Origin of the sequence: Streptomyces niveus (assembly GCF_001723055.1) — a bacterium.
Lineage (GTDB): Bacteria > Actinomycetota > Actinomycetes > Streptomycetales > Streptomycetaceae > Streptomyces > Streptomyces niveus.
Window position 1 is genome coordinate 42,554 of sequence record NZ_MDCR01000138.1, and the last position, 11,049, is coordinate 53,602.

The window sequence follows — 11,049 nt, forward strand, 5'->3', positions numbered from 1 at the left end:
GGAAGGCGGACGGCTCAGCCGGCGAGCGGTACGGCGGCCAGGGCCGCGATCGCCCACGTCAGCGGTCCGAAAACGGCGAGCAGTGCGCCGGCCCGCAGCGCGGCAGCGGTGCGCAGGAGCCCCGTGGGGGCGCCGACGCGTACGAGCGCCGCCGTTGTGTCGGTACGGGCGTGCTTGGCCTCCAGCACCGCCGTCAGCAGCGTCGCGACGGTGCAGCCCACGACGAGCGTGGCCCCGAGGCCGGTGAGCGGTCCGAACGGACGCGGGTCACCTGGGCCGTACAGCGCGGCGGCGGCGAATCCGCCGGAGATCACCGCGCAGACCACGCCCAGCGGGCGGCCGATCCGCACCGCCTCGTCCATCAGGACGCGCCCCGCGAGCAGCCGGGTGGCGCCGGGGCGCAGCATCTGGAGCAGCCGGCCGCAGAGATGGGCGATACCGGGGCCCGCCAGGGCCAGGCCGAGCGCCGTCAGCGACCAGCCGGCCAGGACACCCGCGGGGCTGCCCTCGAAACGTCCCGGCAGCGGCAGCGGCGCGCCCGAGCCGCCCCGGCTCGCGTAGGTCTCCACGGCGAGCCCGGCCGCGGTGAGCGCCACGCCCCAAGGCAGCCCCGACGGGGCGGGCTTGGGCGTCGCGGGGCGCTCGGGATCGCTCTGCTCGCCGGGCCCCGTCTTGCGCGGACGCAGGGCGAGTCCGGTGGCCACGGTGGCGAGGACCGGCACGACGGCGAGCAGCGTGAGGACGGCGGCCAGCGGCAACGGCTGTCCGGCGCCGAGGAGATCGGACGCGGCGCCGTCGAAGGGCAGCCCCGTGAGGTCACCGCGCAGATGAAAGAAGAACAACAGCGCCACCACACTGCCGAGCGTGCAGGACACAGTGGTCGACGCGGCGGCCAGGGCGGTGAGTTGTGCCGGGCCGAGGCCGACCGCCGAGAGGCCGGGACGGGGCCGGGTGCTCGGGTCCGTACGGGCCACCGCTACCGCGAACTGCACCGTGGCGGCGAGCGGCAGCAGGCACCACAGCAGGCGCAGCAGTGATCCCTCGGGATGGTTCATGGCCCAGCCCAGCGTGCACAGCAGGAGGAAGCCGACGCCCGCCGACGCCGCGGCGACGAGCAGCCTGCGCAGCAGGACCAGGGAATGACTGCCGCGGGCTAGACGGAGAGCGAGCACGCTGCCTGGCCCTCCGCCTCGGACGGCCGCAGGGCGCCCACACGACGGCCGTCGACCAGTACGACGGTGCGGTCGGCGAGCGTCGCGACTTCGTCGTCAAGCGTGGCGAGTACGACGGTGATGCGGTGCGAGCGAGCGGCGGTCGTCATCGTGCGCAGGACCTGGGCGCGGTCCGCGGCGTACAACGGCGCCGTCGGCTCGTCGGCGAAGAGCACGGCCGGCGTGCTGACCAGGGCGCGGGCCACGGCGACACGCTGGCGTTGCGACTGGAGCAGGGCGTGCGGACGCTTGCGGGCGCACATACCGATGTCGAGCCGCTCCAGCCACTCCACGGCCGCGGCCTTCGCCGCACGGCGGGAGGAGCCGCGCAGGAGCAGCGGCAGGGCGGCGTTCTCCCAGGCGTTGAGTTCCGGGACCAGGACCGGATCGGAGTCGATCCACCCGAAACGGTCGCGTCGGAGCCGTTCACGCAGCGCAGGGGGCATCGTGTGCACGGCGGTGCTGTTGAACCAGACCTCGCCCTTTTCCGGGACGAGCTGACCCGCGAGACAGCGCAGCAGGGTCGTCTTGCCGCTGCCCCGCGCGCCGCTGACGGCGAGGATCTCGCCCTCGCGCACACCGAGCGAGACGCCACTGAGGGCGGGCGAGCCGTTGTGGGAGTGGTGCAGGGAACGCGCCCAGAGCACGTCGTTGTCCGGCGGGGCAACCATGGCGTACACCTCGGTTCGGATCGGGCTCGGTTCTGCGCTGACGTACCGCGCCCCGTCCGGGGGGAACAAGAGCGAAGCCGATCGGCCACTGCACCGTAAGGATCTATAACGAGGTGGTCGGACAGCACGCGGCCCGGATGCTCCCTTTGCACTCGAACGGGGGCATCCGGGCCGTCATGCGGATGACGTACGCGGCGGGGCTACGGGGGCGGCGTACGGCCCCGTACGCCGCTGTCCGCCGCCCCGTACGCCGCGGTGGTCAGAGCTTCGTCCAGGCCTCCGTCAGGACGGTGCGCAGGATCTGCTCGATCTCGTCGAACGTCGACTGGTCGGAGATCAGCGGCGGCGCCAGCTGTACGACCGGGTCGCCGCGGTCGTCGGCGCGGCAGTAGAGGCCGTTCTCGTACAGAGCCTTGGAGAGGAAGCCGTACAGGACGCGCTCCGTCTCCTCGTCCGTGAACGACTCCTTGGTGGCCTTGTCCTTGACCAGTTCGATGCCGTAGAAGAAGCCGTTGCCCCGTACGTCGCCCACTATCGGCAGGTCGTGGAGCTTGCGCAGGGTCGAGAAGAAGGCGTCCTCGTTGTCCAGCACGTGCTGGTTGAGGCCCTCGCGCTCGAAGATGTCGAGGTTGGTGAGACCCACGGCGGCCGAGACGGGGTGGCCCCCGAAGGTGTAGCCGTGCAGGAAGGTGTTGTTGCCTTCGTAGAAGGGCGCGGCGAGGCGGTCGGAGATGATGCAGGCGCCGATCGGCGAGTAGCCCGACGTCATGCCCTTGGCGCAGGTGATCATGTCCGGTACGTAGCCGAACTTGTCGCAGCCGAACATCGTGCCCAGCCGGCCGAAGGCGCAGATGACCTCGTCCGAGACGAGCAGCACGTCGTACTGGTCGCAGATCTCACGCACCCGCTGGAAGTAGCCGGGCGGAGGCGGGAAACAGCCGCCCGCGTTCTGTACGGGCTCCAGGAAGACGGCGGCGACCGTGTCCGGGCCCTCGAAGAGGATCTGCTGCTCGATCTGGTCGGCGGCCCAGCGGCCGAAGGCCTCCGGGTCGTCGCCGTGGAGCGGGGCGCGGTAGATGTTCGTGTTCGGCACCTTGTGCGCGCCGGGGACCAGCGGCTCGAACGGGGCCTTCAGCGCCGGCAGTCCGGTGATGGACAGTGCCCCCTGCGGCGTGCCGTGGTAGGCGACGGCGCGTGAGATGACCTTGTACTTGCCGGGCTTGCCCGTCAGCTTGAAGTACTGCTTGGCGAGCTTCCACGCGGTCTCGACGGCCTCGCCGCCGCCGGTGGTGAAGAAGACCTTGTTGAGGTCCCCGGGCGCGTAGTGCGCCAGCCGCTCGGCCAGTTCGACTGCCTTCGGGTGGGCGTAGGACCACACGGGGAAGAAGGCGAGTTCCTGAGCCTGCTTGTAGGCGGTCTCGGCCAACTCGTGGCGCCCGTGGCCCGCGTTGACCACGAACAGGCCGGAGAGGCCGTCCAGGTAACGCTTGCCCTGGTCGTCGTAGATGTAGGTGCCCTCACCACGCACGATGGTGGGCACGGGTGCGTTCTCGTACGACGACATGCGGGTGAAATGCATCCACAGGTGGTCGTAAGCGGTTTTGGAGAGGTCCTTGCTCACGGCTATCGGGTTCCCCACATGTAGGTCTGCTTCTTCAACTTGAGGTAGACGAAGCTCTCGGTGGAGCGCACGCCGGGGAGCGCGCGGATCCGTTTGTTGATGACGTCCAGCAGGTGGTCGTCGTCCTCGCAGACGACCTCCACCATCAGGTCGAAGGAGCCCGCGGTCATCACCACGTACTCGCACTCGGCCATTTCCGTCAGCGCCTCGGCCACGGAGTCGAGGTCGCCCTCGACGTTGATGCCGACCATCGCCTGGCGCCGGAAACCGACGGTCAGCGGGTCGGTCACGGCCACGATCTGCATGACCCCCTGGTCGAGCAGCTTCTGGACGCGCTGGCGCACGGCCGCCTCGGAGAGGCCGACGGCCTTGCCGATCGCGGCGTAGGGGCGCCGGCCATCCTCCTGAAGCTGTTCGATGATCGCGAGGGACACGGCGTCGATCGTCGGTGACGATCCGTTCCCGTGCCCGTTCCTGGGGTCTGCGCTGCGACTGGCCACCGCCTCACTGTGCACCGTGACTCGTCTGTCTCGCAACCCTGAAGCGATGAAATTCGTTGTGAGCGGGTCGGAATTTGACTGAATCCGAAGTTGAGAGAGGGTAGGTCTGTCGAAAGCGTCGGCTGAACGCTTAGGGTGGGTGTCTCACCCATCGGACACATCCGGCATGACTTCTGTAAGGAGGGGTGGCAGTGACCACCGAGCTGCGCCGTCTGCGTAACTACATCAACGGGGAGTTCCAGGACGCCGCCGACGGGCGGACCATCGAGGTGGTCAACCCGGCCACGGGCGAGGCCTACGCCACGTCCCCGCTGTCCGGCCAGGCCGACGTCGACGCCGCCATGGAGGCCGCCGCCGCGGCGTTCCCCGCCTGGCGCGACACCACGCCGGCCGAGCGTCAGAAGGTGATGCTCAAGATCGCGGACGCGTTCGAGGAGCGTGCCGAGGACCTGATCGCCGCCGAGTCGGAGAACACCGGCAAGCCGCTGGAGCTGACCCGCACCGAAGAGATCCCGCCGATGGTGGATCAGATCCGGTTCTTCGCCGGTGCGGCGCGCATGCTCGAAGGCCGGTCGGCCGGCGAGTACATGGACGGATTCACCTCCATCGTGCGGCGTGAACCGGTGGGCGTCTGCGCGCAGGTCGCGCCGTGGAACTACCCGATGATGATGGCCGTGTGGAAGTTCGCCCCGGCGCTCGCGGCGGGCAACACCGTCGTACTGAAGCCGTCGGACACGACCCCCGCCTCCACGGTGCTGATGGCGGAGATCATCGGCGCGATCGCACCCAAGGGCGTCTTCAACGTCATCTGCGGCGACCGCGACAGCGGGCGCGCCATGGTGGAGCACGCGACGCCGGCGATGGTCTCGATCACGGGCTCCGTGCGGGCCGGAATGCAGGTCGCCGAGTCCGCCTCCAAGGACGTCAAGCGCGTCCACCTGGAGCTGGGGGGCAAGGCGCCCGTCGTGGTCTTCGAGGATCTCGACAGCGAGGCGATCGCCAAGGCCGTCGAGGACATCTCGGTGGCGGGTTTCTTCAACGCGGGGCAGGACTGTACGGCGGCGTGCCGCGTCCTGGTGCACGAGTCGATCCACGACGAGTTCGTGGCCGAGCTGGCCAAGGCCGCCGCCGACACCAAGACCGGTGGTCCGGACGACGAGGACGTGCTGTACGGGCCGCTGAACAACGCCAACCAGCTGAAGCACGTCTCGGGCTTCATCGAGCGGCTGCCGGCCCACGCCAAGGTCGAGGCGGGTGGTCACCGGGTCGGCGACAAGGGGTACTTCTACGCGCCGACCGTCGTCTCGGGTCTCAAGCAGGACGACGAGATCATCCAGAACGAGGTGTTCGGGCCCGTCATCACGGTGCAGTCGTTCACGGACGAGGCGCAGGCGCTGGAGTACGCGAACGGGGTCGAGTTCGCGCTCGCCTCCTCGGTGTGGACGAAGGACCACGGGCGTGCGATGCGCATGTCCAAGAACCTGGACTTCGGCTGCGTGTGGATCAACACGCACATCCCGCTGGTGGCCGAGATGCCGCACGGCGGCTTCAAGAAGTCGGGCTACGGCAAGGATCTGTCCGCGTACGGCTTCGACGACTACACGCGTATCAAGCACGTGATGACGTCGCTCGACGCGTGAGGTACGGCGGGCGCGCCGGCCGCTCGGGCGAGTCGCGTCGTTGGCGTCGCGGCTGTGCGATGGGCTCGCCAACTCGCGACTATGCCGCCTGAGTTGCTCTCCCCAGGGCGGGGCACGGACACGCCAGGTGTCCGTGCCCCGCCCCGTCCGTCGTGGTGCGCGTCTGAGAGGGTCGGAGCCATGACGGACATGGGGGTACGTGGCGACCGGGTGGGCCCTGCCGTGACTCTGGGGCTGCTGGTGGCCTGGGCGCTGCACGATGCCGAGGAGCTGGCCACCGGACCCCGCTGGATCAGCGAGAATCTGCCGACCCTGCGTGAGCGGTTCCCCGGTGTACCGGAGCCGGTGTGGGATGCCATGGAAGTCGTCGAGCCGCGAGAGTTCGCCGTGGCCGTCGGGGTGATGGCCACGTTCGTCGGCTGCGCCGCCGTCGCGGGGCACCGTACGGGGGGCCGGTCCGGCTTCTACCAGGGCGCGCTGGACGGGTTCGGACTGCACGGCCTGGTGCATCTCGCCCAGGCCGCCGCCGTACGTGGATACACCCCCGGGTCCGTCACGTCGCCGCTCGTCGTCGTGCCGTTCACGCTGTGGGCGCGGGGGCGGTTGCGGAAGGCGGGGGTGCTGAAGCCGGCGCGGGCGCGCGACGTCGCGATGGGGCTGGCCGTGGCCGCGGGCGCCACCACCGTCTCCCACGCGGTCGCGCGCAGGGTCGTCGGAAGCCGCTGAACTCCGGCACCGTACATGGCAGTTGGGGGGCGGGCCCCCGGGCCTTGCGGCGGCGCCGGAGGGCCGGTCCCGTCGTGGCCGACTCGCCCCGCCCTGTACGGCCCCGCTCCGTATGGCCTTCCCTACGCCTGCGGCTCGCCCGGCCGGTCGTCGCGGAGCAGAGTCGCCAGCACGTCGATGCGGTTGGTGGTGATCGAGTCCACCCCCGCACCGACCAGCCGCCGCATGCTCCGCGCGGTGTCGGCCGTCCAGGCGGAGACCAGCAGACCGTCCCGGTGGACCCGCTCCGTCAGCTCCCGACTCACCAGACCGAAGCGGTAGTTGAGCCAGCGGGGCCGTACCGCTTCGAGCAGCGAGGGGCGCGGCGGGGCCAACGACTGCCACGTCATGGCGATTTCGGCGTTCGGATCGCAGGCGCGTACGGCGAGCATCGCGTCGGCGCCCGCGCAGTAGTACACGCGATCCGCCGCGCCGCATTCGCGCACCGTCGCGACCACCGTGCGCACCGTCTCCGTCGCGGCGTCCGGCAGATCGACCATGAGGCGCGTGTCCGCCACCGGCCCCGGCGCCAGCAGCACCTCCCGGAGGGTCGGCACGCCGCCCCCCGTCAAGGTGTTCAACTCGTCGTGGGTGACCTTCGCGACCTGTCGGTCGTGCCCCCACAGCCGACCCAACGAGGAGTCGTGAAGCAGGACGGGCACCCCGTCACGGGTGACGCGTACGTCGATCTCCACGGCGTCGGCGCCCCGTTCCACGGCGGAGCGCACCGACGGAAGGGTGTTCTCGCGAACGCGGTACGGATCGCCCCGGTGCCCCACGGCCACGACTGCGCCCCGTAGGGCCGTCACTTGGCGAGCCACTGAGCCGTGTACGTGTCGATCTCGTTGTTCAGCCGGTCCTTGCCCGCCTGGTCGAGGAACGAGGCCTCGACGGCGCCCTTGGCGAGCCCCGCCACCCCCCGCTCGTCCAACTCCAGCAGCCGCGCCGCCACCGCGTACTCGTTGTTGAGATCGGTCCCGAACATCGGCGGGTCGTCGCTGTTGACCGTCACGAGCACACCCGCGGACACGAGCGTCCTGATCGGGTGCAGCTCGATGTCGGTGACCGCCCGCGTGGCGATGTTGGAGGTGGGGCAGACCTCCAGGGGGATGCGGTTCTCGGCGAGGTACGCCATCAACTCCGCGTCCTGGGCGGAGCTGATGCCGTGCCCGATCCGTTCGGCGCGCAGCTCCTTCAGCGCGTCCCACACCGTGCCGGGCCCGGTCGTCTCGCCCGCGTGCGGCACCGAATGCAGCCCTTCCGCGACGGCCCGTTCGAAGTGCGGCTTGAACTGCGGCCGCGGTACGCCGATCTCCGGCCCACCGAGACCGAACGACACCAGTCCCTCCGGCCGGAGATCCACGGCGAGCCGCAAGGTCTCGTCCGCGGCCTCCATCCCGGCCTCGCCCGGGATGTCGAAGCACCAGCGCAGTACGACCCCGAACTCGGCCTCGGCCGACTTACGGGCGTCCTCGATCGCCTCCATGAAGGCGTCCTCGGGGATGCCGCGCCGGGTCGAGCTGAAGGGGGTGATCGTCAGCTCGGCGTAGCGGATGTTCTGCCGGGCCATGTCGCGGGCGATCTCGAACGTGAGCAGTCGGACGTCCTCCGGGGTGCGCAGCAGATCCACGACGGAGAGGTAGACGTCGATGAAGTGCGCGAAATCGGTGAAGTCGAAGTAGTCGGCCAGCGCTTCGGGGTCGGTCGGCACCTTGGAGCTGGGGTGCCTGGCGGCCAGCTCGGACACGATACGGGGCGAGGCCGAGCCGACGTGATGGACATGCAGCTCGGCCTTGGGCAGCCCTGCGATGAAGGGATGAAGGTCGGTCATCGGGTCCTCCGCGTGCTGAGCGGCGGCGTAAAGGGTGTCGCCGTCCGCCGGGCAGGACGTCCCCCTGCCCAGGGCTTTATCGGACAGGGGCCATCGTAGGCGGGGCGGAGAACGCGTTCGGCAGAGGCCTTAGCATGACGGAATCACGATGGGGGAGGACCATGTCAGACAGCAGCGCGCAGCCGCCGAGCGCCCACGAGCCGAACGATCCCTGGGCGCCGCCGGAGCGCAGGGTGCCGTTGGACAAGCCGGCGCAGCCGCCGGGGCCCGTCCAGGACCAGCCGCCCGCCTGGCCCGTCCACGACCAGTCGACCGTCACGGCCATGCCCGGCGTGGGGCAGCCGGAGCCGGGCTCCGCCGGTGCCGGGCCGGCCTCCGGAGCCGTACCGCCACCGCCGATAGCCCCCGGGGGACCGGCCTCGACCACTTCCGGTCCGTACGGCTATCCCGGCACGCCGACGGGATCCTCGTATCCCGGCACGCCGGCCGCGTCCTCGTACCCCGGCGCGTCCTATCCCGGATACCCGGGCTACCCCGGCTACCCGGGATACGGGCAGACCGGCTGGCAGCCCGGCCCGGCGAACGGCATGGGCGTCGCCGCGATGACGCTCGGCATTCTCTCGATCTGTCTCTTCTGCCTGTACGGCGTCGTCGGCATCATCCTGGGCATCCTCGCCGTGATCTTCGGCGTCGTCGGCAGGAAGCGTGCCGAGCGGGGTGAGGCCACCAACAGCGGTCAGGCACTCTCCGGGATCATCATGGGCACCATCGGGATCGTCGTCGGCGCGGTCGTCATCGGTCTCCTCATCTGGGGCATCACCGACGCCATCAACAACGACGACAACAACGAATTCGACTACGACAGCGGCACCGACGGCTACTCCGCCATGCTCCTCGTGGAAGCCGACCGCTGAACCCGCGGACAGCCTGCGGAGCGCGCGGCGTCAGGCGCCTGTCGCCTCCGCGCGGAGCCGCTCACGCGCCTCCATGAGGGCGAAGCCCAGCAGATTGAGCCCGCGCCAGCGCGCGGGATCCTGCGCCCGTTCGTCGTCCGCGGCCAGTCCGATGCCCCATATCCGGTCCATCGGGCTGGCCTCGACGAGCACCCGGTCACCCGTGCCCAGCAGGTAGTCGCGCAGCCGGCTGTCCTGCCGGAACTTGTGGACGCTGCCTTCCACGACGATGCCGGAGCGCTCCCGCTCCCAGACGGTCTCGTCGAACCCTCGCACCAGCCGGCCCGCCTTCTTGGCCAATGCCGGACCTGACGCGGTCAGCGCCTTCCGCTCGGCCTCCTCGTCGTCGAAGAGCCGGGCCTTCGCGGCCATCATCCAGTGCTCCGCCGTCGCGTACTCGACACCGTCGACCGTGAACGGCGACTGCCACCACTGGCTGAGACAGCTCGCGCCGATGACACCGTCCGGCCGCGGGGTGTGCCCCCAGAAGTGCAGATACTTGACCTTCACGCCACGACCCGTACGGTCGATCAGCTCGGCAACCGTGATCATCCCCATGCACGGGAGTCTGCCAGTCACCACTGACAGTCCGTATGCCGATCCAGGCGATGCAGCGACACATGGTCAACCGATTCCGTCGCGTAACCAAAAGGCAACAACGGAATCACTTGTTGGACGCCCGGTGCTCTGTCAGTATCGGCACTCAATTCAAGCCAGAACAACACTCCCGGCTTCGGATCAACCGCGGCGACAGCCGGCAACACGGAGGGCGCCATGGGCAACCGCTTCCCCGCACGGGATCGCTTCGCGGACGGTGCGCAGTTCATCGACGGCCGGCTCCGTCCCGGCACCTCGGGCCGTACGCACGCCGTGGTCGACCCGGCGACGGGCGACGAACTGCTCACGTACGAGCTGGCGGGGGCGGCCGACGTCGACGCGGCCGTGGCCGCGGCGCTCGCCGCGTTCCCGGGCTGGGCGGGCGCGACGCCGGGGGAGCGATCCGACGCGCTGCACCGTTTCGCCGCCGTACTCGCCGAGCGGGCCGCGGAATTCGCGGCGGCGGAGTCTCTCCAGTGCGGGAAGCCGATCAAACTGTCCACGGAGTTCGACGTTCCGGGCACCGTCGACAACGCCGCCTTCTTCGCCGGCGCCGCGCGTCATCTGGAAGGCGCGTCGGCGGGTGAGTACAGCGGCGACCACACCTCCTACGTACGCCGCGAACCGATCGGCGTGGTCGGCTCCATCGCCCCCTGGAACTATCCGCTCCAGATGGCCGCATGGAAGATCCTCCCGGCGGTCGCGGCAGGCAACACGATCGTGCTGAAGCCGTCCGAACTGACGCCGTTCACCTCACTGATGTTCGCCCAGGCGGCGCAGGAGGCCGGCATCCCCGACGGCGTGATCAACATCGTCAACGGCGCGGGCGCCGACGCGGGCGAGCGCCTCGTGGGCCACCCCGACGTCGTGATGACCTCGTTCACCGGCTCCACCGCCGTGGGCAAGCGCGTCGCCGAGATCGCCACGGCCACCGTCAAGCGGCTGCACCTGGAACTCGGCGGCAAGGCCCCGTTCCTGGTCTTCGACGACGCCGACCTGGAGGCGGCCGTCCAGGGCGCCGTCGCGGGCGCGCTCATCAACACGGGGCAGGACTGTACGGCCGCCACCCGCGCCTACGTCCAGCGTCCGCTCTACGACGCCTTCGTGAGCGCCGTCGCCGCCCTGATGGAGACGGTGCGCCTCGGCGACCCGTTCGCCCCGTCGACGGACATGGGGCCGCTGATCTCGTACGCCCACCGCGACCGGGTCGCCGGCATCGTCGACCGGGCACGGGGCTACGCCCGCGTCGTCACCGGCGGC

11 protein-coding genes are annotated in these 11,049 nt (G+C 70.3%); 4 read left to right on the plus strand and 7 right to left on the minus strand.

Annotated features, from left to right (window positions below; all coding sequences use genetic code 11):
- Positions 1-14: 14 nt before the first annotated feature.
- The 4 genes from BHU15_RS17610 to BHU15_RS17625 all read right to left on the minus strand — a co-directional run bounded on the left by BHU15_RS17610 (position 15) and on the right by BHU15_RS17625 (position 4,018).
- Positions 15-1,172, minus strand: coding sequence for a hypothetical protein (locus BHU15_RS17610; RefSeq protein ID WP_069628058.1), 1,158 nt, complete (start codon positions 1,170-1,172; stop codon positions 15-17).
- On the minus strand, positions 1,154-1,882 hold the full coding sequence (locus tag BHU15_RS17615; protein ID WP_069628059.1) for an ABC transporter ATP-binding protein: 729 nt from the start codon (positions 1,880-1,882) through the stop codon (positions 1,154-1,156). The genes BHU15_RS17610 and BHU15_RS17615 overlap by 19 nt, the downstream gene beginning before the upstream one ends.
- A 259-nt stretch (positions 1,883-2,141) precedes the next feature.
- Positions 2,142-3,521 (minus strand): aspartate aminotransferase family protein, encoded by a 1,380-nt coding sequence (locus tag BHU15_RS17620; RefSeq protein ID WP_079128207.1) that lies wholly within the window; start codon positions 3,519-3,521, stop codon positions 2,142-2,144.
- Positions 3,506-4,018 carry an Lrp/AsnC family transcriptional regulator gene (locus BHU15_RS17625; RefSeq protein WP_031229364.1) on the minus strand — a complete coding sequence of 171 codons (513 nt, stop codon included), beginning with the start codon at positions 4,016-4,018 and terminating at the stop codon, positions 3,506-3,508. The genes BHU15_RS17620 and BHU15_RS17625 overlap by 16 nt, the downstream gene beginning before the upstream one ends.
- 176 nt (positions 4,019-4,194) lie before the next feature.
- Between BHU15_RS17625 and BHU15_RS17630 the strand changes: the two genes are divergently transcribed.
- Together BHU15_RS17630 and BHU15_RS17635 are read left to right on the plus strand one after the other, a co-directional pair.
- Positions 4,195-5,643 carry a gamma-aminobutyraldehyde dehydrogenase gene (locus tag BHU15_RS17630; protein WP_023538334.1) on the plus strand — a complete coding sequence of 483 codons (1,449 nt, stop codon included), beginning with the start codon at positions 4,195-4,197 and terminating at the stop codon, positions 5,641-5,643.
- A 180-nt stretch (positions 5,644-5,823) separates the two neighbouring features.
- Positions 5,824-6,369: an HXXEE domain-containing protein gene (locus tag BHU15_RS17635; RefSeq protein WP_247748711.1), complete on the plus strand. Its 546-nt coding sequence runs from the start codon at positions 5,824-5,826 to the stop codon at positions 6,367-6,369.
- Positions 6,370-6,491: 122 nt separating this feature from the next.
- On the opposite strand, the gene BHU15_RS17640 is transcribed toward BHU15_RS17635, so the two are convergent.
- Complete coding sequence (locus tag BHU15_RS17640; RefSeq protein WP_069628060.1) at positions 6,492-7,217, minus strand: glycerophosphodiester phosphodiesterase; 726 nt, start codon at positions 7,215-7,217, stop codon at positions 6,492-6,494.
- Complete coding sequence (locus BHU15_RS17645; RefSeq protein ID WP_069628061.1) at positions 7,214-8,239, minus strand: adenosine deaminase; 1,026 nt, start codon at positions 8,237-8,239, stop codon at positions 7,214-7,216. Before BHU15_RS17645 ends, BHU15_RS17640 begins: the two co-directional genes overlap by 4 nt.
- Before the next feature lie 161 nt (positions 8,240-8,400).
- On the opposite strand from BHU15_RS17645, the gene BHU15_RS17650 reads away from it, so the two are divergent.
- A complete protein-coding gene (locus tag BHU15_RS17650) occupies positions 8,401-9,153 on the plus strand; it encodes a DUF4190 domain-containing protein (RefSeq protein ID WP_069628062.1) in 753 nt (250 codons plus the stop codon).
- Between the two features lie 30 nt (positions 9,154-9,183).
- On the opposite strand, the gene ybiA is transcribed toward BHU15_RS17650, so the two are convergent.
- Positions 9,184-9,744, minus strand: coding sequence for a riboflavin biosynthesis intermediates N-glycosidase (ybiA, locus tag BHU15_RS17655; RefSeq protein ID WP_069628072.1), 561 nt, complete (start codon positions 9,742-9,744; stop codon positions 9,184-9,186).
- Positions 9,745-9,966: 222 nt separating this feature from the next.
- Here ybiA and BHU15_RS17660 point away from each other — a divergent pair.
- Positions 9,967-11,049 (plus strand): aldehyde dehydrogenase family protein (locus tag BHU15_RS17660; protein ID WP_069628063.1); only part of this gene is annotated, 1,083 nt, incomplete at its 3' end.

Coding starts and splice junctions, on each gene's coding strand:
- BHU15_RS17645 (WP_069628061.1), bottom strand. CDS start 8,239: ATGACCGACCTTCATCCCTTCATCGCAGGGCTGCCCAAGGCCGAGCTG.
- BHU15_RS17615 (WP_069628059.1), bottom strand. CDS start 1,882: ATGGTTGCCCCGCCGGACAACGACGTGCTCTGGGCGCGTTCCCTGCAC.
- ybiA (WP_069628072.1), bottom strand. CDS start 9,744: ATGATCACGGTTGCCGAGCTGATCGACCGTACGGGTCGTGGCGTGAAG.
- BHU15_RS17650 (WP_069628062.1), top strand. CDS start 8,401: ATGTCAGACAGCAGCGCGCAGCCGCCGAGCGCCCACGAGCCGAACGAT.
- BHU15_RS17635 (WP_247748711.1), top strand. CDS start 5,824: ATGACGGACATGGGGGTACGTGGCGACCGGGTGGGCCCTGCCGTGACT.